A 19528-nucleotide genomic window follows, 5' to 3' on the forward strand; every position below is an offset into this window, starting at 1 on the left:
AAGTCGCATAGACGCGTGGGTGTGAGTCACCGGCCCAGACTGCCTGAGCGGCTGAGACGGAGGCGGGCTACGTGCGCGGTGCCTGACCAGCTCCGGCCCCCAGGCCCGTAACTCCGTTGCTGATCACGAACATCTCGCGGTGGGCCGTGCCCGTTGCTGGGTGCGGTCACAGCGGTCCCGGCCTCCGCGCTCGGAAAACACCTGGAGGCGTACGGGATCACCCTCGCCCCTCCGAACAAGGTGGCAGACCCCGGTTCGCGGTGGCTGGCGACGGTGGGCCGGACAACGAAATCAGCGAGTGGGACCCGGCTCGGGCGACGGCTGCCACTCCCGCCCGATCAGTCCGTAGACCCACGAGTCGGAGACCTCGCCGTTGACGACGCAGTCCTCCCGCAGCGTCCCTTCCCGTACGAAGCCGAGCTTCTCCAGCACACGGGCGGACGCCATGTTGCGGGTATCGGCCTCGGCTTGGACGCGGTTGAGGTCCAGGGTGTCGAACGCCCACCGCAGCACGGCGTGGGCGGCCTCGGTCGCGTAGCCGTGGCCCCAGGCCGCTTCGTCGAAGCAGTAGCCGAGCGACGCGCTGCGGTACTCCGGATTCCAGCTGCTGAGGCTGCACCAGCCGATGAACGCCCCGTCGGAGACGCGGTCCACGGCCAGTCTCGCCCCGGTGCCCTCCTGGGCCAGCTGTCGGCAAGCCGTGATGAACTTCGCGGCTCGCGCGCGTTCGTTCCACGGGGGCGAGTCCCAGTAGCGGAGCACGTAGGCGTTGCTGTGCAGTGCGAAGAGGTTGTCCGCATCGGCATCCTCGAAGGCGCGCAGTCGAAGGCGACTGGTGTGCAACGAGGGGGTGGGCAGCGACGGCCGCATGGTTCCCTCCGCTGATCGGTGGCCGGTCCATCAGACATCCGACGCGGGTCCCTCGCAACGGGGTTTCTCGGCAGGCCACTTGCACCACCAGCGGGGTGGCTCCGGCCGGTACCGGTACCCTCACTGCGACTTGAACGGCGAGTGCGGCGGGGGAAACGATGAGCGGGGACCGGACGGACGAACCGGCGATACCTTCCTTGAGCGGGCGGCCCTGGTGGGCGGCGAACGAGGGCCTGGCGTTCCTGCTGGAGCTGTTCGCGGTGGTCTGCCTGTGCTGGTGGGGTTTCACCGCCGGGGACGGCCTGGCCGTGCACCTGCTGCTGGGAATCGGGCTGCCGGCGGCCGGTATCGCCCTGTGGGGCACGTTCGCCGCCCCTCGCGCCCGGATCCGGCTGCCGCTGGCGGGCGTGCTCGTGGTGAAGGCCGTGGTGCTCGGAGGCGGCGCCTTCGGGCTGTACCGGGTGGGGCACCCGGGCGCCGCGGTGGTCCTGGCCGTCGTGATGGTGGCGAACACGGGGCTCGTGGAGACGTTCCGGCGGCGGCCCGCACCGGTCGAGTAGGCCGGCCGCGAGGGGGCGCGGTCGCGGAGGTCGTGGTCTCGGCCGCCGGGGCGGGTGAGACCGGACCAGTTCAGAAGGAAGCGATAACCGGCGCAACCTCCACCAGCCGTCCTGCCCTGCCCGAACCTGACCCGGAAACGGACACCACCTCGCGAACCGACCCCTCAGGCTGCTCGGTCGTAGGCGACGGTGGTGTCGGGCAGGGGTGTGCCGGGGTCGTCGCCGAGGGTCTGGGCGGGCCGCTGGAGGTGACTCTTCTGCCTGATGCGCAGCGCGGCCCAGGCGATGAGCGATATCCCGGTCGCGACCCAGAGGGCGGGCCACGCATAGGGCCACCATGCGGCTGTGGGGTGGAGAAGCGCTTCGGCGGCGGTGCCTGCCATCGCGGCGGCGTGGGCCCAGCACAGGGACCGCCCGGCCAATCGGGTGGCCCGGTCGATCCTACGGAATCCCGGTCTCGCCCCCGGTGCGTGTCCGCTCATCTCTCCCCCAGCGATGCGCCGATCATTTGCCTGATCTTGAGCGCGCGCCGGTTGGTTGGCGAGCCCTGGATGGTCCAGCAGGTGTTTTCCGACCACATCCATTTAGATGATCAAACAGTTGCCGCATGGAAAATGATGACCCTGCTGCGCTCATTTTCGGGCATACCGGTTGGCAAGAACAGCCAGTTATGGACATTCCGCGTCTGCCGTACGGAGAAGTTGCCTACACGAAGTGAAGATCCCGTGCCGACGCACCGAGCTCGGCCGCCGGTGAAGGCCGGCTCCGACAGCTTCGAGCAGGCCGTCGCGGCGTACGAGAGCGCGGGTGGGGGCCGCCGGATCGACCGCGACCCCCACCGCACAGGAACTCCCGGTCAGATCAGGCCCTGCGCCAGCATCGCGTCCGCGACCAGTTCGAAGCCGGCGATGTTGGCGCCGACCACGTAGTTGCCGGGGCAGCCGTAGCGCTCCGCCGTGGTGTAGCAGGAGTCGTGGATGTGCCGCATGATCTCCGCGAGGCGCTCCTCCGTGTGGGAGAAGGTCCAGGAGTCGCGCGAGGCGTTCTGCTGCATCTCCAGGGCGCTGGTGGCGACGCCGCCCGCGTTGGCCGCCTTGCCGGGGGCGAAGGCCACGCCCGCCTCCTGGAGGACGCGGACGGCCTCGGGGGTGGTGGGCATGTTGGCGCCCTCCGCGACGGCCTTCACGCCGTTGCGTACGAGGGTCAGCGCGTCGGCCTCGTGGAGTTCGTTCTGCGTGGCGCAGGGCAGCGCCACATCGCAGGGGACGTTCCAGACGCCCGCGCCCTCGACGTACTTCACGTGCGCGCCGCGTCGCTCGGCGTACTCGGAGATGCGGCCTCGGCCCTGCTCCTTGATCTCCTTGAGCAGGTCGAGGTCGATGCCCTTCTCGTCCACGACGTAACCGCCGGAGTCGGAGCAGGTGACCACGGTGGCGCCGAGCTGCTGGGCCTTCTCGATCGCGTAGATCGCGACGTTGCCCGAGCCGGAGACGGCGATGCGCTGGCCGTCGAGGGACTCGCCCCGGCTGCGGAGCATCTCGGCGGTGAACATGACGCAGCCGTAGCCGGTCGCCTCCGTACGCACCAGGGCGCCGCCCCAGCCGAGGCCCTTGCCGGTGAGGACACCGGACTCGAAGCGGTTGGTGATCCGCTTGTACTGGCCGAAGAGATAGCCGATCTCGCGGCCGCCCACGCCGATGTCCCCGGCCGGTACGTCGGTGTACTCGCCCAGGTGGCGGTGGAGTTCGGTCATGAACGACTGGCAGAACCGCATGATCTCGGCGTCCGAGCGGCCCTTCGGGTCGAAGTCCGAGCCGCCCTTGCCGCCGCCGATGGGCATGCCGGTGAGGGCGTTCTTGAAGATCTGCTCGAAGCCGAGGAACTTCACGATGCCGAGGTTGACCGAGGGGTGGAAGCGCAGTCCGCCCTTGTACGGGCCGAGCGAGCTGGAGAACTCGACCCGGAAACCGCGGTTGACGTGGATGTCGCCCGAGTCGTCCGACCACGGCACCCGGAAGATGAGCTGGCGCTCCGGCTCCGTTATGCGCTCGATGATCCGGGCGTCCACGAACTCCGGCCGCTGGGCCAGCACCGGGCCGAGCGTTTCGAGCACCTCCCGTACCGCCTGGTGGAACTCCTTCTCGCCCTGGTTGCGGCGGAGGATCTCCGCGTACAGCGGCTCGATGATCCGGTTCTCGGCGGCGTGCGGGATTGCGGAGTCAGGGGTGGCCGTCATCTGATCAAGACCTTCCATGGGTCGGCTCATCGCGAAGGCGCCCCCGTCCCGGAGGGCACCAGGTCCCCCCTCCCCATTGAGGGCGTCGCCCGGATAGCGCGTGTACCCGCGCACTCACGACTGCGACGTACAGGACCGTTGTGGCCTACCGATTCTCCCAGTGGGACCGCCGAATCCTCCATGCCCATCCACATGGTGATTCCCGCCGGGCCCGATATGGGGCGGCCTCGGAAGCCTTGCCCCGGAACGGTTCCGGGCGGAACGACCGGGTTGGGGGGTATGCCCGTAGACCCCTCGAAGTGGTGAACCTCACAGTGCGCCGACCGCCGCTGTGAGGTCCGGGTGGGCAGCCTTCCTGTGCGGGCGGCCTGCGCCGACGGCCTGTACGGGCGGCCGTGCTCGCGGCCTGTGCGGGCGGCCTGCGCGGACCGGGCCCGCCGTGACGGGCGATCAGCCATGATGCCGTCATGAAGACTTCACGGGGGAACCACAGAGCGCGGGCTCCCCACCAGCCTTACCGGTCAACGCCGTTGGCCGGAGATCCGCTGTCCGGACACGGCCCCGCGCGGCCCCCGCACATACCCGGCAGGACGACGGGGGCGGGCTACCGGACACCGCCCCGGGCCGGGGAGACGCGCCGCTATCTCGCGGTGGGCCTGGACTGCTACCTCTGCCTGGTCACCGCCGGGTTACTGGCCCGGCCGCACGTGGGCTCGGCGCCCCTCTCCGGGGACGTCGCCCTGCTGCTCGGGCCGGTGCTCGCCCTCTCCTTCCTCAACCAGGTCGTGCTCACCGCGCTGGTCGGAGCCGGGGCCGGAAAGCTGATCATGGGGATCCGGGTCGTGAGCCTGCCGGACGGCGGCCGTCCGGGGCCGGGGCAGCTCGTGCGACGCTGGCTGCACGGCCTGTGCTGGCTGCCGCTCCAGCCCTGGTACGGGCTCCGCGCCCGTCTCACCCGTGCCGACGACGGCCACGGGCCCGCCCCGCGCGGCTGCGAGGAGGGCGATCCGTACGCGGAGCCGTACGCGGACCCGGCCGGGGTGCGCCAGGTCCGCCGCAGCGATCTCGCCGCACACCGCCGGGCCGCCGCCGGCCGGACCGCCGCAGGACGGGCCGCCTGAGCCCGTACCGCCTGCCGCGACAGCCTTACGCAGGGGAGACGTTCACGCCGCCGCGTTCTCCGTGATGGTGACCTTGCCCTTGCGGATCGTCGCGAGCCGAGGGGCCCGGCGGGCGATCGCGCTGTCGTGGGTGACCATGATGAAGGTGAGCCCGTGCTCCTTCCACATGGTCTCCAGCACCTCCATGATCTCGTCGCGCATGGACTCGTCGAGGTTGCCGGTGGGCTCGTCCGCGAGCAGCACCTTCGGCTGCTTGACCAGGGCCCTGGCTATCGCCACCCGCTGCTGCTGGCCGCCGGACATCTCGCCGGGGAGGTGGCCGAGGCGCTCGCCCAGGCCGACCGAGTCGAGCGCCTCCGCGGCTCTTCTGCGCCGCTCGGACGCCTTACCGCCCAGCGGTACGAGGGCGGTCTCGACGTTCTCCTGGGCGGTGAGCGTCGGGATGAGGTTGAAGCTCTGGAAGACGAAGCCGATGTTCTGCGCGCGCACCTTGGTGAGTCTGGCCTCGCTGAGCTTCGCGAGGTCGACGCCGTCGAGTTCGACGCTGCCGGCCGTGGGGCGGTCCAGGCCGCCGAGCATCTGGAGCAGGGTGGACTTGCCGCCGCCGGTGGGGCCCTGGATGACCAGGCGACCGCCGTCCTCAATGGTCAGGTCGACGCCGGCGAGCGCGTGGACGGTGGACTTGCCGCGTGTGTAGCGCTTGGTGACGCCTTGAAGGGTGTACATGGGTCAACTCCTGCTGAACGGTGGGCGGGCGGACTACGGGCGGACTATTCGACGCGGCGCAGCGCGTCCGCGGGGCGCAGCCTGGAGGCGCGCCAGCCGCCGAAGGCGCCCGCGATCAGCCCGCCCGCCACGGCCAGGGCGACAGCGATCAGGATGATGGAGAGGGAGACGGGCGCGGTCAGCGCGATGTCGAGGGACTTGGCGGCGCTCTGCCGGCCTGGCCCGCCGCCGCCCATCATTCCGCCGCGCATCCCACCGCCCCCGCCGCCGGAGGCGCCGAGCTGGGCGGTGAGGGTGGGGCTGACGGCGGTGACGGCGTAGGCGCCGGCCAGGCCGACCGCGATGCCGAGGACGCCGCCCATCAGCCCGTTGACGAGGGCCTCGCCGACGACCTGGCGGGTGACCCGGCCGCTCTTCCAGCCGAGGGCCTTGAGCGTGCCGAACTCCCGTACCCGGCGGCTGACCGCGGAGGAGGTGAGCAGCCCGGCCACCAGGAACGCCGCGATCAGCACGGCGATGGAGAGCCACTTGCCGACGCTGGAGGCCAGGTCGGAGGCGGTGGACAGGGAGCCGGAGACGGTGTCCGCGAGATCGGCGGAGGTGGTGACGGTGGTGCCCGTGATGTTCTTCTGGATGGCGGTCTTGACGCCGTCGATCCGCTGCGAATCCGCGGCCTTCACGTAGACCGTGGTGACCTTGTCCTTGGCGTCGGCCAGGGTCTGGGCCTGCTGGAGCGGGATGTAGAGGTTGGCGGCCGCGTCGCCGCTGTCGGCCGCCGAGACGCCGACGATGGTGAACTTCGTGCCGTGGACGGTCAGCGTCTTGCCGACCGAGAGCTTCTTCTCCTTGGCGTACGCGGCGTCGACGACGGCCACCTTGCCGTTGGTCTCGGTGGACTTGAACGTGCGTCCCGAGGTGATCTTCGACGAGGTGAGCGGGCCCAGGTCCTGCTTGGTGACGTCGGTGCCGTAGACCGTGTAGGAGTTGACGTCGAACGAGGCGCCGCCGCCCTTGACCTCGCCCTGCGGCTGGCCGCCGCCCCCGAAGCCGCCCCGGCCGCCGCCCTGGGACGTACCGCCCTCCTGCTTGAACTCACCACGTTTGAACTGGCCGTCCACCTTCATGACGGTCATGCTCAGCCCGCCGACGGCGTCGGCCACGCCGTCCTGCCCGCCCACCTTGTCCACCGTGGTGGCGGCCAGCGTCTGGAAGCCCTGGACCATGACCCGGTCCGTGCTCTGGGTCGAGTCGTCGCCGTTCTCCTTGGCGTCGAACTCGAACCTGGGCCGCTCCGTGCCAGAGCCGGGCGCCGCCGCCGCCTTGGTGACGGTCATGTCGGTGCCGAGGCCGTACAGCGATTCCAGGACCTTGTCCTGGGCCTTGCTCATGCCCGAGGAGACCGAGCTGACGATGATGACCAGCGCAATGCCGAGGCCGAGCCCCGAGGCGACGACGAGCGCCGCCTTTCTGCGGCGGCGCAGCTCGCGCCGGAGGTAGGTGAAGAACATGGCGCGAGGTTATGGAGCGGTTGTGATGGTGGGTTAAGGCCACGATGAGAGACGGATGAGAACGCTCCCCTTCGACGCAGGCGGCGGCACCCGTGATCCCTGGGGATCGGGTGCCGCCGCCTGCGTCGAAGGGGAGGGGGTGGGCCGGGCGTCCGCTCAGGCCCCGGAGCCCGCCGTCCACTGGGCCCAGCTCATGTTCCAGCCGTTGAGACCGTTGTCGGGCTGGATGGTCTTGTCCGGGGAGTTCTTGATGACGACCACGTCGCCGATCATGGAGTTGTTGTAGAACCATGCGGCGGGCTGGGCGGCATCGCCCGCGCCCTTGACGTCGGCGAGCCCCACGCAGCCGTGGCTGGTGTTGGCGGTGCCGAAGATGCCCTTGCCCCAGTAGTTGCCGTGGATGAAGGTGCCGGACGTGGACAGCCGCATGGCGTGCGGCACGTCCTTGATGTCGTACTCGCCCTTGCCGTCGTCGTCCGTGAAGCCGACCGTGGAGCCGTCCATCCGGGTCTCCTTGTACTTCTCGGAGATCACCATCTGCCCGTTGTACGTGGGGTTCTCCGGCGATCCGGCGGAGATCGGGATGGTCTTGATCGTCTTCCCGTTCTGGGCGACGGTCATCATGTGCGTCTTGGCGTCCACGGTGGAGACCTGGTTGCGGCCGATCTTGAAGGTGACCGTCTTCTGCTGCACGCCGTAGACGCCGTCCGCGCCCTCGACGCCGTCCAGCGCCAGCTTCAGGGTGACGGTGGAGCCGCCCTGCCAGTAGTCCTCGGGGCGCAGGTCCAGGCGCTGGGCGTTGAACCAGTGGCCGGCGACCTGCTGGCCGCTGCTGGACGTCACGGTGATGCCGTCCAGGACGGCCTTCTTGTCCGTGATCGCCTTGTTGAAGTTGATCGAGACGGGCATGCCGACGCCGACCGTGGAGCCGTCCTCGGGGGTGAAGTTCCCGATGAAGCTGTTGGCGGGCGACACGGTGGTGAAGGAGGAGTTCTCGTGCGCCTCGCGGCCCTTCGAGTCCTTCGCGGTGGCGTTGATCTTGTACGTGGTCGAGCGCTCCAGCTGGGCGTCCGGCTTCCAGGTGGTGCCGTCGGCGGAGAGGGTGCCCTTGACGCTCGCACCGGCCGCCGTGGTCATCGTGACGACCGTCAGCTTGCCCTTGGCGACGGTGACCTTCGCGTCGTTGTTGATGCTCGCGTTGGTCGCGCCGTTCTTCGGAGAGATCGCTATCTGCGCCTCCGAGGTCTCCTCGGCCGCCGCCTTGTCGACCTCGGCCGCCTGTGACTTCTTCGAGCTGTCGGGGCTTGCGCCCTTGTCGCCGTCGTCGCTGCAGGCCGTGAGCACCAGCACGCCGCCGAGCAGTGCGGACGCGGCCATGAGGCCCTTGCGCCGCTTGCTGTCCGTCATCACACGCTTCTCCATCGTTGCCGAAATCCCCAAAAACCCCGAGCCAGGCCGTTGACCGGCGATACCCGTCAATGTTCCAAGAACCCCCTGAAAGGGTTGCCCGTTCCACATCCGCGGGGGATGTGGGGAACACCACTCATCGGCGTATCGGTATCCGCAGTGGTTCCCGTGCGGTGGTTCTGTGCTCCACCACGTAGGTGCCACCGGTGTCCGGCCCTGTTGTGCGGCAGCTTCGCGATCCGGTGGGCCGGCTGTCACGCGCACCGGCCCCGGGCCGCCGGAGACGGGCCGGGGCCGGTGACTCTCCACCTGTTACGCCCGCCGCTCCGCACTGCCGTCGTCGTCGTTCTCCTCCCCATTGTGCGGGACGCGGGAGGCGTCTTCGCCGTCCTCGTCCCCGTACTCCTCGTCACCGTCCTCGTCATCGTCTTCGTCGAGGTCCCATCCCTCCGGGTCCTGCGGGTCGTAGGCGATGCTCTCGCTGCTCCAGGAGGCCTGGGTCAGCTCGACCCCGGGCACCTCGCTGACCAGGTCGAACGGGTCGATCAGTGAGGCCAGGGCCTCCGCACCGTCTTCCCGGACGGCGGTCTCGGCATGCGTGCGTTCCTCGGCGGAATCGCCGCCGGGCTCGCCGTACTCGGCCGCGAGGCTCTCCAGAGCGGTTCCGCTCAGGGCATCGGCGTCCGTGATCTCCAACACCATTTCGACCCGAAGGCGAACATAACGTGACGTCTCAGATGTGCTCATACGCCGGAGCGTAAGCTCCCGGCCGCCCCGGCTTCCCCGCGACCCGCTGCCTTCACTAGCATCGCCCGCAGCACCGGCCGCAGGGCTAACTCGCGGCTGTCACAAGGGGGATCGATTCCGTGGCCAGCACCCGCCGCCCGCTCCTGACCGCCACTGCCGCGGGAACGCTGCTGTGCGCCCTCTGGTTCGTTCCGACGGCCACCGCGACGGGCGGGACCACCGGCGCCCAGGACGCGCCGGGCCGGACGGCCGCCATCGAGGCGATGGGCGCCACCGACGCGGAGAGCGCGAGGCTCGCGGACACCGGTACGGGGACCGACACGACCCCGTACCTGATCGGGGGCATGGCGTTCCTGGGCATCGGCGCGGGCTTCGTCACCTACTCCGTACGCCGCACGGGCCCGCTGCCCGCGCACTGACGGTCACGCGGCACGGGCCCGCTGCCCGCGCACTGACCCTCACGCGGCAGCGGGCGTTCCGGCGGGCAGCCTCTCAGGCGAGCTTCCCCGTCACCGGCTCCACCGCCGCGACGAGTCCGCCCGCGCGCACGAAGGCGTCCGCGGCGGCCAGGTCCGGCGACAGGAAGCGGTCCGGCCCCGGGCCCTCCACGCCTGCCGCGCGCAGCGCCTCGACGGCCGCCAGCGAGGCGGGTGCCGGGCTCAGCCCCTGCGCGGCGCGCAGCTCGACCGCGCGGGTGGCCGCGTACAGCTCGACGGCGACGATCCGGGCGAGGTTGTCCACGGCGGTACGGAGCTTGCGCGCCGCCGACCAGCCCATCGAGACGTGGTCCTCCTGCATGGCGGAGGACGGGATCGAGTCGGCGGAGGCCGGTACGGCGAGCCGCTTCATCTCGCTGACCAGGGCCGCCTGGGTGTACTGGGCGATCATCAGGCCCGAGTCGACGCCCGCGTCGTCCGCGAGGAACGGCGGCAGCCCGTGCGAGCGGTTCTTGTCCAGCAGCCGGTCGGTGCGGCGCTCGGTGATCGAGCCGAGGTCGGCGGCGACGATCGCCAGGAAGTCCAGGACATACGCGACCGGCGCCCCGTGGAAGTTGCCGTTGGACTCGACCCGGCCGTCGGGAAGCACGACCGGGTTGTCGACGGCGGCGGCGAGCTCGCGGTCCGCGACGATCGCGGCGTACGCGAGGGTGTCCCGGCCGGCCCCGTTGACCTGGGGCGCGCAGCGCACCGAGTAGGCGTCCTGGACCCGGGGGGCGTCGTCCTGATGGTGCCCGGTCAGGCCCGAACCGGCGAGCACCCGGAGCATGTTGTCGGCGCTGGCGCCCTGGCCGGGGTGCGGGCGGATGGCGTGCAGCTCCGGGGCGAGGACCTTGTCCGTGCCGAGCAGGGCCTCCAGGGAGAGGGCCGCGGTGATGTCGGCCGAGGTGTAGAGGTTCTGGAGATCCGCGAGGGCCATCACGAGCATGCCGAGCATCCCGTCGGTGCCGTTGAGGAGGGCGAGGCCCTCCTTCTCGCGCAGCTCGACCGGGGTGATGCCGTGCGCGGCGAGCAGCTCGCCCGCGGGGCGCACGGTGCCGTCGGGGCCCTCCGCCTCGCCCTCGCCCATCAGGGTCAGCGCGCAGTGCGAGAGCGGTGCCAGATCGCCGGAGCAGCCGAGCGAACCGTACTCGTGAACGACGGGTGTGATCCCGGCGTTCAGGACGTCCGCCATGGTCTGCGCGATCTCGGGCCGCACGCCCGTGTGGCCGGAGGCGACCGTCTTCAGCCGGAGGAACATCAGCGCCCTGACGACCTCGCGCTCGACCCGGGGGCCCATGCCGGCCGCGTGCGAGCGGACGATGTTGCGCTGGAGCTGGGCGCGGAGCTCCGGGCTGATGTGGCGGCTGGCCAGCGCCCCGAATCCGGTGGAGACGCCGTAGACCGGCTCGGGCTTCGCGGCGAGCGCGTCGATGACCTCGCGGGCGGCGGCGAGTGCGGTGACCGCGGCGGCGGAGAGCTCGACACGGGCGTTGCCCCGGGCCACGGCGATGACGTCCTGGGCGGTGGTACCGGACGTCCCCACCACGACTGTATGCATATCCATATTCAGAAGCGTACGGATTGAATCTCTTCATGTCACTAGTGGTCGCCGGGTTGACCCCTTACCGCCGGGACGGCACCGGGGCGGCTCAGGGGCGGTTGCCGCGCAGCCGGCGGCGGTCGTGGGCGGCCTCCGGCGGGGAGTCGGCCAGCCGGATCACCTCGCCGTCGCGCCCCGCCACCACGGGCCGCAGTGAGCGGTCGGCCTTCGCCCGGTACTGGGCCGCGTCCGCGAGCCGGAACAGCCGCCGCGCGGAGACGACCGGGCCGATCGGGTCGCCGGTGGAGGCGATCCCGCAGGCGACCCCGTTCCCGAACTCCAGCTCGGCCGCCCGCTCGCACAGCTCGGTGGCCACCGCGACCACCTCGTCCGCGCCGGGCCCCACCGCCAGCAGACAGAACTCGTCCCCGCCGAGCCGGGCGGAGAGCGCTCCGGGCAGCATCGCGCCGCACCGGGACAGCACCGAGCCGAAACGTTCCAGCAGTCGGTCTCCGACCGCGTGGCCATGGGTGTCGTTGACCGTCTTCAGCCCGTTGAGATCGCAGACGGCCAGGCTGACCACCGAACCGTCCGCCCGGTGCCGCTCCACCGCCTCGTCGAGGCGCATGTCGACGGCCCGCCGGTTGGCGAGGCCGGTCAGCGGGTCGGTGAAGGCCAGCTTGCGGACCTCCTCCAGGCGCTCCGTCTGGGAGATCCCGGCGGCCACCACGGCGGCCAGCACGGTGGCGAAGTCCGCGTCCGCCCGCCCGAAAACCGGCTCCCCCACCGGCCGCGCCACATACAGCTCGCCCCAGGCCCGGCCGTGCAGCACGATCGGCGCCACCACGCAGCAGCCCCGCCCGCGTCGGCGCAGCGCCGCCACGCGCTCGTGGCAGTAGCCGTGCCGGTAGCCGTGCGCACCCGCCGCCCCGGCCTCCCGGCCACTATCCGAGGCCTCGGGCTCCACCGGCCCCTCGGCCGTCTCCACCCAGGCGTCCGGCTCACCGCCCCCGGCCCACCGCTCGTGGAGGAACTCGGTGATCTCCGGGAACTGGTGCACCGGGTAGGTCTCCTCGTCGGGGAACTCCTCCTCCCCCTCGGCCCGGTCGCCCGCGTTCACCAGGACCCGCAGCCGCCCCCGTCCGCGCTCCCAGACCGACAGCGCGGCGAAGGAGCCGCCCAGCGCCTCGCACGCCCCCAGCGCGGCCGCCCGCCAGCACCCCCGTGGGGTGTGCGCCGCTGCCATCGCCTGTGCAAGCGAAACCACGGCCCGGAGCCGCGCATCTTCACCCATTGCCCCAGTTTAGGTTGAAAAGAGATGTATGCGCCGCCAGAAAACTCCGGAGCGTCACCACGCAACCCCCGGGGTCACCGAGGGTCACTCTCCGGGCCAGTTCGGCTTCCGCTTCTCGTTGAACGCGGCGACCCCCTCCGCACGGTCCCCGGAGAAGGCCACGGAGCGCCACGCGGAGTCCTCCACCTCCAGCCCTGCCCGTAGATCGAGCCCGTGCCCGAGCCGCAGCGCCCGCTTGGCCGCCCGCAGGCCCACCGGGGAGTTCCCCGCGATCCGCCCGGCCAGCGCCAGCGCCTGCGACCGGTCCTCGCCCGCCGCCACCAGCTCGTCGACCAGCCCCAGCTCGCGGGCCTCCGCCGCCGCCACCCGGCGGGCGGTGAAGATCAGCTCGGCCGCCCGCGCCGCCCCGATCCGGCGCGGCAGCAGCTGGGTACCGCCGCCGCCCGGGATGACCCCGACGGAGACCTCGGGAAGGCCCACCAGCGCGGTGGCGTCGGCCACGATCAGATCGCAGGACAGCGCCAGCTCGAAGCCGCCGCCGAGCGCGAACCCGTGCACCGCGGCGATCGTCGGCATCGGCAGTTCGAGGACACCGGTGTACGCGGCGCGGGCGGTGGGCCGCTGCCGCACCAGGTCCGCGTCGGTGAAGGAGTTCCGCTCCTTGAGGTCCGCCCCCACGCAGAAGGCCCGCTCATGGCTGGAGGTGAGGACGGTGACCCGGACGTCCGGGTCTGCGGCGAGCGCTCCACAGGCGGCGGCGATCGAGCGCGCCATGTCCGTGGACACCGCGTTCATGGCCCCCGGCCGGTCGAGGACCAGCTCGGCGACGTGCTCCAGGCCCTCGTGACCCCGGACGACGACGAACTCCCCGAACCGCTGCTCGGACGTGACGGTCATGGCTGCACCCCTGTTCGGTTAACGAGCGTTACCGGAGGGATCCTAGAGCTCTCTCGTCACAGGGGGCCCGGAACGGGTCAGGAGCCGCCGCGACGGGCCAGCAGCCACGGTTCGACGACGCCGAGGCCGCGCACCGGGCGCTGCCACATCGGCTGGAGCCCGTAGCGGTACTTGGGCACCGGCCTCGGCTCCTCGCCGTCCGCGCCCTCCCGGCCGGCGCGCTCGGCGGCAGCGGCGGCCTCCTCGGCGGCCCGCGCCTCGGAGGCGGGGGCGTCGCCGGTACGGGTCAGCTCCTGTGCGAACGCCCCGTCCACCAGGACGGCGTCCTTCGGCGCTATCGAGGTGAGCCGGCTGGCGAGGTTCACGGTGGTGCCGAACACATCGCCCATCCGGGTGGTGACCGTGCCGAACGCGATGCCGACGCGCAGCGCGGGCATCTGCTCGTCCAGCGTCATCGCCTCGATCAGGCGCAGCGCGATCTCGGCCGCGGTGCCCGCGTCGTCGGCGGCGAAGAGGACCTCGTCACCGAGAGTCTTGATGAGCCGGCCGCCGTGGGCGGCGACCAGGTCGGCGCAGGTGGTCTCGAAGGCCTCGACGAGTTCGCCGAGCTCCTCCTCCTCCAGGCGGCGGGTGAGCCGGGTGAAGCCGACGAGGTCCGCGAAGCCGACGGCGAGGCGGCGGTCGACCATCTCGTCGTCGTCCGCCGCCTGCACGACCCGGCCAGTGGCGGCGGCCAGCTGGCGCCGCCACACGTAGACCAGGAACTCCTCCAGCTCCGGCAGCAGCAGCTCGACCAGCGGGTAGGTGACCTCGGTGCGGGTCATGCCGGGCTCGGGCGGCTCTGTCAGGCCCTCCAGGAAGGAGTCGATCTGCCACTCCGCCAGCCGGGCGGTGGTCTGCCCGGTGGACCGGGCCACCTGGATCGCCATCGGCTCGCTGAGCAGCCCGGCCTCGACCAGACCGGAGAGCCGCCGCAGCGCCAGCACGTCCGCCTCGGTCAGTGCCTTGGCCTGGCCGATGTCCGCGAAGCCCATGGCCCGCCAGAACCGTGACGCCAGGTCCATCGAGACGCCCGCGGTCCGGGCGGCCTGGAACGGGGTGTAGCGCCGGTCGGCGCCCAGGATCAGCGCTTCCAGCCTGATCGCGAGGGGATCGTCGGTCGGCTCCGCCGTGTGGTCGACTTCGTGATGGGGTGTCGCGTGGACCGATGGGTCCGACGAGGGCTCCGAGCCATCGCCGGACGTCGTGTCGTCGACGGTCACCAGCCGCCTCCTGCCCGTTCCCTGCGCACTGCCCTGCCGATCTGTCGGTGGATCGCCTCAACGATACGGCAGGTGTGCCCTACCTCACGTCCTCAGTCCGCCCCGACCTGGGACGCGCCGCTCAGGTCAGACCGCCCCCGGCGCCCCTCAGGTGCACGATGTCGCCTGCGGAGACCGGCTCCCGGAGACCGTCGCCGGCCGACAGGACGAGGCGCCCGTCCCCGTCGATCGCCACCGCCTCCCCGGTGAGCGTGCGGTCGCCCGGCAGCTGGGCCCGCACCGTGCGCCCGAGCGTCGCGCAGCCGGCCGCGTACGCCTCCTGGAGGCCGCTCGCGGCCGCGTCCCCGTCCGCCGCACGCCACTTCCCGTACCACTGCTCCAGCGACCGCAGGACGCCCCTGAGCAGCGTCTCGCGGTCGGTGGAGACCGCTCCGGCCAGGGCGAGCGAGGCGGCCGTGGGGGCGGGCAGCTCGTCCTCGCGCAGGGAGACGTTGAGGCCGATGCCGATGACGACGCCGTCCCCGGCGCGTTCGGCCAGGATGCCGCCCGCCTTGCGCTCCTCGGTGCCGACGGTGACCAGCAGGTCGTTGGGCCACTTCAGTGCCGTGTCGACACCCGCGGACCTCGCCAGGCCCGTCGCCACCGCAACCCCGGTGAGCAGCGGCAGCCAGCCCCAGCGCTGGACGGGCACCGCGCCCGGCGTCAAGTAGACGGAGAAGAAGAGGCCAGAACGGGCCGGTGCGGTCCAGGTCCGGTCGAGGCGTCCCCGTCCCGCGGTCTGCTCCTCCGCGACCAGCACGGTGCCCTCGGTGAGCCCGTCGGCGCGCGCCGCGAGGTCGGAGTTGGTGGACCCGGTGGCGTCCACCACGTCGAGGGCGCTCCACAGGCCGTCCGGCCGGAGCAGACCGCGCCGCAGCGCGGGAACGTTCAGGGGCGGCCGGTCCAGGTCCGACCAACGGCTGTGAGACGCATCCGAGGGTGTCATGCAAGCCACCCTAGGTGTGTCAAACGACGCACTGCCGAACCGTATCCGCGCCGATACGCTACGGATCAGTAGCCGTTCGGCGCTGCGGACCCTCAGCCGTTCATCCGCTGATCAGCAGCGCAGTCGTCCCCGTGACCAGGCAGGGAGCCGCAACCCGATGTCCGAGCCGGAAGAGACCGACATCCACACCACCGCGGGCAAGCTCGCGGACCTGCAGCGCCGTATCGAGGAGGCGACCCACGCGGGGTCCGCCCGCGCGGTGGAGAAGCAGCACGCGAAGGGCAAGTTGACGGCGCGCGAGCGCGTGGAGCTGCTGCTGGACGAGGGCTCCTTCGTCGAGCTCGACGAGTTCGCCCGGCACCGCTCGACGAACTTCGGGATCGAGAAGAACCGGCCGTACGGGGACGGTGTCGTCACCGGGTACGGCACGGTCGACGGCCGTCCCGTCTGCGTGTACTCGCAGGACTTCACCATCTTCGGCGGCTCGCTCGGTGAGGTCTACGGTGAGAAGATCGTCAAGGTGATGGACTTCGCGCTGAAGACCGGCTGTCCGGTCATCGGCATCAACGACGGCGGCGGCGCCCGCATCCAGGAAGGCGTGGCGGCGCTGGGCCTCTTCGCGGAGATCTTCCGGCGCAATGTGCACGCCTCCGGTGTCGTCCCGCAGATCTCGCTGATCGTGGGACCGTGCGCGGGCGGCGCGGTCTACTCCCCCGCGATCACCGACTTCACGGTCATGGTCGACCAGACCTCGCACATGTTCATCACCGGGCCCGACGTCATCAAGACGGTCACCGGCGAGGACGTCGGCTTCGAGGAGCTGGGCGGCGCCCGCACCCACAACACCACCTCCGGGGTGGCGCACCACATGGCGGGCGACGAGAAGGACGCCATCGAGTACGTCAAGTCGCTGCTCTCCTACCTCCCGTCGAACAACCTCTCGGAGGCCCCGTCCTTCCCGGAGGAGGCGGACCTCGCGGTCACCGAGGAGGACCGCGAGCTGGACACGCTGATCCCGGACTCCGCGAACCAGCCGTACGACATGCACACCGCGATCGAGCACGTGCTGGACGACGGCGAATTCCTGGAGACCCAGGCCCTGTTCGCGCCGAACATCCTCACCGGCTTCGGCCGGGTCGAGGGCTATCCGGTCGGCATCGTCGCCAACCAGCCGATGCAGTTCGCCGGTTGTCTGGACATCAACGCGAGCGAGAAGGCCGCGCGCTTCGTCCGCACCTGCGACGCGTTCAACGTGCCGGTGCTGACCTTCGTGGACGTGCCCGGCTTCCTGCCCGGCGTCGACCAGGAGTACGGCGGCATCATCCGGCGCGGCGCCAAGCTCATCTACGCGTACGCGGAGGCGACCGTCCCGCTGATCACGGTGATCACCCGCAAGGCGTTCGGCGGCGCGTACGACGTCATGGGCTCCAAGCACCTGGGCGCCGACATCAACGTCGCCTGGCCGACCGCCCAGATCGCCGTCATGGGCGCCCAGGGCGCCGTCAACATCCTGCACCGCCGCACGATCGCCGCCGCGGAGGATCAGGACGCCACCCGCGCCGGGCTGATGGCGGACTACGAGGACGCGCTGCTCAACCCGTACGTGGCGGCAGAGCGCGGCTACGTGGACGCGGTGATCATGCCCTCTGACACCCGGGCGCACGTGGTCAAGGGACTGCGGCAGCTGCGCACCAAGCGGGAGTCGCTGCCGCCGAAGAAGCACGGCAACATCCCTCTCTAGAAAGGGCTCTGGCCATGATCAAGGTCGTACGGGGCAATCCCACCCCGGAAGAACTGGCAGCCGCGCTCGCGGTCGTCCAGGCACGCGCCGCCGCGGTGGCCGCCGTCTCGTCCGGAGCGCCGGAGCTGCCCGGACAGTGGTCCGACCCCGGCCGGGTCGCCCGGCGCGGCCGCCCTCTGCCGGGGCCGCGCGCCTGGGCCCGTACGTACTGGCCCGGGTAGGGGCTGGTCCGGGGCAGGTACGCGCGAAACGGTTGTTGAGTATGCGTACTCAGGCGCGGGCGCGACCCCTCGCAGCAGGATCGGAGGCATGCTGTGGTCCGATCCCGAGAACAAGCCGCCGAAGGAACTGCGCGACGCCCAGGACATGATGCGGCGCGCGGGTCTGGTGCTCGCGCTGGCCATGGTGGTCGCGATGTTCGTACTGGGCCTGTAGAGCCCCTCCGGCGGTCGAGGAGCGGGGGGCTCTACAGGCCCAGGCAGCGCCCCCGGGAGCCGTCCACGCCCGCGGCTGATTTGTACGATGGCGCGCATGACTGATCCCGCGCCCCGCCGCCTCGTGCTCGCCTCCGCCTCCCCCGCCCGCCTCGGCCTGCTCCGGCAGGCGGGCTTCGCGCCCGAGGTGATCGTCAGCGGGGTGGACGAGGACGCGCTGAGCGCCCCCACCCCCGCCGAGCTGGCGCTGGTGCTCGCCGAGGCCAAGGCCGCCGCCGTGGCCGCCCTGCCGGAGGTCGCGGGGGCCCTGGTCATCGGCTGCGACTCGGTGCTCGAACTGGACCGCGAGGCGCTCGGCAAGCCGGCCGACGCCGAGGAGGCCACGGCCCGCTGGAAGTCGATGCGGGGCCGGTCCGGGGTGCTGCGGACCGGTCACAGCCTGACCGACACCGCGAGCGGCCGGACCGTCTCGGAGACCGCGTCCACGACGGTCCGCTTCGGTGAGCCGACGGACGCGGAGGTCGCCGCCTACGTGGCCTCCGGCGAGCCGCTGCACGTGGCGGGCGCCTTCACCCTGGACGGCCGCTCCGCGCCGTTCGTGGACTCCATCGACGGCGACCCGGGCAACGTCATCGGGCTCTCACTGCCCCTGCTGCGGCGGCTCCTGGGCGAGCTGGGGATCACGGTGACCGAGCTGTGGGCCTGAGCGGAACCGGGCGTCCGGGCTGAGCGGAGACGGCCCGTCCGGGCGGCAGACGAAGGCGGCCCGTCCGGTCAGGCGGTGGCCGGGGCCACCGGCTTCTCGGCGTCCGTCCCGGTGGCCGGTTCCTCGCGGCCGGGGCCGTACGCCACCAGCGTCAGCACGATCAGGCCGAGCACCACCATCATGGACACGAACGCGGTCCAGCCGATCAGCCCTACCGCGAGCGCGCCCAGCACCCCGTGGATGACGGCGCAGCCGATGAGGACGACCCTGGCGATCCGGCCGGGGGCCCGGTCGCGGATGCCGGTGAGCAGGAGCAGCACACCGCAGAGCAGCAGGAACAGTCCGGAGATCCCGCCCAGTACCCAGGCGCCGTTGGCCATGACGTCGGGATCCGTCCCCGCCAGGGACATGTCCTGGTTCTTGACGAACGTCGCCATGACACCGTTGACGATCACGACGCCCACGGCTTCCGCGACCAGCACGATCGCGGATATGAATGCCACCGGCCTGCGCACCACGGCGCTCACCCCCTGTTACCTGCAGTACGTGCGATAGCGCGGACCCTACTAACGGGTAATGCCCGGGACAAGGGTTTGGACCGCTTCGGGGTCCTGCGGGCGGCAATGCGGGCCCCTGCGGCGCGGGCGGCCGGGCGCTGGGCAAAGAAATGCGCGGCCGTTAGTAGGAATCAGACAAAGAAACACCGGGCGTCGCTGCCCGTACCGACAGAGACCTGGACCACACCTCGTGGCTACTGTGCGGTTATGGTTCCCGGCGTACCGTGGTTCCACAAGGGATTTCGCGACTTGAGCAGGCCTCGAATCACACTCCGTGTGGGCAAGCTCACCATTGGGGACGGGTCGTAGGGCCGTGTCGGTAGTCCCTAAACTCAGCTTGTTTCAAGGAGGGAGCCATCGTGCGCAAGGTGCTCATCGCCAACCGTGGCGAAATTGCTGTCCGTGTTGCCCGTGCTTGCCGGGACGCGGGGATCGGGAGCGTGGCCGTCTACGCGGAC

The 19528-nt window shown here is 71.2% G+C and carries 21 protein-coding genes; 8 read left to right on the forward strand and 13 right to left on the reverse strand.

Translation table 11 applies throughout. The features are described from left to right. Positions 1 to 291: 291 nt before the first annotated feature. Positions 292 to 870 (reverse strand): GNAT family N-acetyltransferase, encoded by a 579-nt coding sequence (locus ACZ601_RS23855; protein WP_469541184.1) that lies wholly within the window; start codon positions 868 to 870, stop codon positions 292 to 294. Between the two features lie 197 nt (positions 871 to 1067). On the opposite strand from ACZ601_RS23855, the gene ACZ601_RS23860 reads away from it, so the two are divergent. After that, entirely contained in the window at positions 1068 to 1430 is a 363-nt protein-coding gene (locus ACZ601_RS23860) for a YrdB family protein (RefSeq protein WP_469541187.1), read from the forward strand. Between the two features lie 164 nt (positions 1431 to 1594). Here the strand turns inward: ACZ601_RS23860 and ACZ601_RS23865 are convergent, their stop codons facing one another. Further along, positions 1595 to 1813, reverse strand: coding sequence for a hypothetical protein (locus ACZ601_RS23865; RefSeq protein WP_469541188.1), 219 nt, complete (start codon positions 1811 to 1813; stop codon positions 1595 to 1597). Between the two features lie 473 nt (positions 1814 to 2286). Then, complete coding sequence (gene gdhA / locus ACZ601_RS23870; protein ID WP_469541191.1) at positions 2287 to 3666, reverse strand: NADP-specific glutamate dehydrogenase; 1380 nt, start codon at positions 3664 to 3666, stop codon at positions 2287 to 2289. 578 nt (positions 3667 to 4244) lie between these two features. Here gdhA and ACZ601_RS23875 point away from each other — a divergent pair. Next, positions 4245 to 4787, forward strand: coding sequence for an RDD family protein (locus ACZ601_RS23875; protein WP_469541239.1), 543 nt, complete (start codon positions 4245 to 4247; stop codon positions 4785 to 4787). Positions 4788 to 4829: 42 nt separating this feature from the next. On the opposite strand, the gene ACZ601_RS23880 is transcribed toward ACZ601_RS23875, so the two are convergent. The 4 genes from ACZ601_RS23880 to ACZ601_RS23895 form a co-directional block, all read right to left on the reverse strand. Next, on the reverse strand, positions 4830 to 5513 hold the full coding sequence (locus ACZ601_RS23880; RefSeq protein WP_073732467.1) for an ABC transporter ATP-binding protein: 684 nt from the start codon (positions 5511 to 5513) through the stop codon (positions 4830 to 4832). A 44-nt stretch (positions 5514 to 5557) separates the two neighbouring features. Next, entirely contained in the window at positions 5558 to 7021 is a 1464-nt protein-coding gene (locus ACZ601_RS23885; RefSeq protein ID WP_469541194.1) for an ABC transporter permease, read from the reverse strand. 156 nt (positions 7022 to 7177) lie between these two features. After that, on the reverse strand, positions 7178 to 8443 hold the full coding sequence (locus tag ACZ601_RS23890) for a L,D-transpeptidase (protein WP_469541197.1): 1266 nt from the start codon (positions 8441 to 8443) through the stop codon (positions 7178 to 7180). 297 nt (positions 8444 to 8740) lie between these two features. Beyond that, positions 8741 to 9175 (reverse strand): hypothetical protein, encoded by a 435-nt coding sequence (locus ACZ601_RS23895; RefSeq protein WP_440575316.1) that lies wholly within the window; start codon positions 9173 to 9175, stop codon positions 8741 to 8743. A 119-nt stretch (positions 9176 to 9294) separates the two neighbouring features. Between ACZ601_RS23895 and ACZ601_RS23900 the strand changes: the two genes are divergently transcribed. Then, on the forward strand, positions 9295 to 9594 hold the full coding sequence (locus ACZ601_RS23900; protein WP_469541201.1) for an LPXTG cell wall anchor domain-containing protein: 300 nt from the start codon (positions 9295 to 9297) through the stop codon (positions 9592 to 9594). A 73-nt stretch (positions 9595 to 9667) separates the two neighbouring features. Here the strand turns inward: ACZ601_RS23900 and hutH are convergent, their stop codons facing one another. The 5 genes from hutH to ACZ601_RS23925 all read right to left on the reverse strand — a co-directional run bounded on the left by hutH (position 9668) and on the right by ACZ601_RS23925 (position 15632). Then, positions 9668 to 11218 carry a histidine ammonia-lyase gene (gene hutH / locus ACZ601_RS23905; protein WP_469541203.1) on the reverse strand — a complete coding sequence of 517 codons (1551 nt, stop codon included), beginning with the start codon at positions 11216 to 11218 and terminating at the stop codon, positions 9668 to 9670. Positions 11219 to 11303: 85 nt separating this feature from the next. Beyond that, on the reverse strand, positions 11304 to 12488 hold the full coding sequence (locus ACZ601_RS23910) for a GGDEF domain-containing protein (RefSeq protein WP_469541206.1): 1185 nt from the start codon (positions 12486 to 12488) through the stop codon (positions 11304 to 11306). An 84-nt stretch (positions 12489 to 12572) separates the two neighbouring features. Continuing rightward, a complete protein-coding gene (locus ACZ601_RS23915) occupies positions 12573 to 13385 on the reverse strand; it encodes an enoyl-CoA hydratase/isomerase family protein (RefSeq protein WP_469541209.1) in 813 nt (270 codons plus the stop codon). Positions 13386 to 13462: 77 nt separating this feature from the next. Further along, entirely contained in the window at positions 13463 to 14647 is a 1185-nt protein-coding gene (locus ACZ601_RS23920) for an adenylate/guanylate cyclase domain-containing protein (RefSeq protein ID WP_390086629.1), read from the reverse strand. Between the two features lie 121 nt (positions 14648 to 14768). Beyond that, positions 14769 to 15632, reverse strand: a complete 864-nt coding sequence (locus ACZ601_RS23925; RefSeq protein ID WP_469541212.1) for a biotin--[acetyl-CoA-carboxylase] ligase — start codon at positions 15630 to 15632, stop codon at positions 14769 to 14771. Between the two features lie 157 nt (positions 15633 to 15789). Between ACZ601_RS23925 and ACZ601_RS23930 the strand changes: the two genes are divergently transcribed. From ACZ601_RS23930 to ACZ601_RS23945, 4 genes are all read left to right on the forward strand, one after another. Beyond that, a complete protein-coding gene (locus ACZ601_RS23930; protein WP_440575323.1) occupies positions 15790 to 17373 on the forward strand; it encodes an acyl-CoA carboxylase subunit beta in 1584 nt (527 codons plus the stop codon). Between the two features lie 14 nt (positions 17374 to 17387). Beyond that, complete coding sequence (locus ACZ601_RS23935; RefSeq protein WP_440575324.1) at positions 17388 to 17594, forward strand: acyl-CoA carboxylase epsilon subunit; 207 nt, start codon at positions 17388 to 17390, stop codon at positions 17592 to 17594. An 88-nt stretch (positions 17595 to 17682) separates the two neighbouring features. Beyond that, positions 17683 to 17808: a morphogenic membrane protein MmpB gene (gene mmpB, locus ACZ601_RS23940; protein ID WP_440575325.1), complete on the forward strand. Its 126-nt coding sequence runs from the start codon at positions 17683 to 17685 to the stop codon at positions 17806 to 17808. Positions 17809 to 17895: 87 nt separating this feature from the next. Then, positions 17896 to 18513 carry a Maf family protein gene (locus ACZ601_RS23945; protein ID WP_469541216.1) on the forward strand — a complete coding sequence of 206 codons (618 nt, stop codon included), beginning with the start codon at positions 17896 to 17898 and terminating at the stop codon, positions 18511 to 18513. Between the two features lie 68 nt (positions 18514 to 18581). On the opposite strand, the gene ACZ601_RS23950 is transcribed toward ACZ601_RS23945, so the two are convergent. Beyond that, positions 18582 to 19040: a hypothetical protein gene (locus tag ACZ601_RS23950; protein ID WP_469541217.1), complete on the reverse strand. Its 459-nt coding sequence runs from the start codon at positions 19038 to 19040 to the stop codon at positions 18582 to 18584. A gap of 389 nt (positions 19041 to 19429) precedes the next feature. Here ACZ601_RS23950 and ACZ601_RS23955 point away from each other — a divergent pair. Beyond that, positions 19430 to 19528: biotin carboxylase N-terminal domain-containing protein (locus ACZ601_RS23955; protein WP_217199574.1), on the forward strand; the 99-nt coding region annotated here is incomplete at its 3' end.

It is taken from the genome of Streptomyces sp. NPDC104307 (assembly GCF_055584045.1).

What these genes read in the sequence shown, in the direction of transcription:
- gdhA (WP_469541191.1), bottom strand. Translation starts at nt 3,666, where the DNA reads ATGACGGCCACCCCTGACTCCGCAATCCCGCACGCCGCCGAGAACCGG.
- ACZ601_RS23935 (WP_440575324.1), top strand. Translation starts at nt 17,388, where the DNA reads ATGATCAAGGTCGTACGGGGCAATCCCACCCCGGAAGAACTGGCAGCC.
- ACZ601_RS23930 (WP_440575323.1), top strand. Translation starts at nt 15,790, where the DNA reads ATGTCCGAGCCGGAAGAGACCGACATCCACACCACCGCGGGCAAGCTC.
- ACZ601_RS23925 (WP_469541212.1), bottom strand. Translation starts at nt 15,632, where the DNA reads ATGACACCCTCGGATGCGTCTCACAGCCGTTGGTCGGACCTGGACCGG.
- ACZ601_RS23890 (WP_469541197.1), bottom strand. Translation starts at nt 8,443, where the DNA reads ATGGAGAAGCGTGTGATGACGGACAGCAAGCGGCGCAAGGGCCTCATG.
- ACZ601_RS23865 (WP_469541188.1), bottom strand. Translation starts at nt 1,813, where the DNA reads ATGGCAGGCACCGCCGCCGAAGCGCTTCTCCACCCCACAGCCGCATGG.
- mmpB (WP_440575325.1), top strand. Translation starts at nt 17,683, where the DNA reads ATGCTGTGGTCCGATCCCGAGAACAAGCCGCCGAAGGAACTGCGCGAC.
- ACZ601_RS23945 (WP_469541216.1), top strand. Translation starts at nt 17,896, where the DNA reads ATGGCGCGCATGACTGATCCCGCGCCCCGCCGCCTCGTGCTCGCCTCC.
- ACZ601_RS23915 (WP_469541209.1), bottom strand. Translation starts at nt 13,385, where the DNA reads ATGACCGTCACGTCCGAGCAGCGGTTCGGGGAGTTCGTCGTCGTCCGG.
- ACZ601_RS23885 (WP_469541194.1), bottom strand. Translation starts at nt 7,021, where the DNA reads ATGTTCTTCACCTACCTCCGGCGCGAGCTGCGCCGCCGCAGAAAGGCG.
- ACZ601_RS23895 (WP_440575316.1), bottom strand. Translation starts at nt 9,175, where the DNA reads ATGAGCACATCTGAGACGTCACGTTATGTTCGCCTTCGGGTCGAAATG.
- ACZ601_RS23880 (WP_073732467.1), bottom strand. Translation starts at nt 5,513, where the DNA reads ATGTACACCCTTCAAGGCGTCACCAAGCGCTACACACGCGGCAAGTCC.
- hutH (WP_469541203.1), bottom strand. Translation starts at nt 11,218, where the DNA reads ATGGATATGCATACAGTCGTGGTGGGGACGTCCGGTACCACCGCCCAG.
- ACZ601_RS23855 (WP_469541184.1), bottom strand. Translation starts at nt 870, where the DNA reads ATGCGGCCGTCGCTGCCCACCCCCTCGTTGCACACCAGTCGCCTTCGA.
- ACZ601_RS23910 (WP_469541206.1), bottom strand. Translation starts at nt 12,488, where the DNA reads ATGGGTGAAGATGCGCGGCTCCGGGCCGTGGTTTCGCTTGCACAGGCG.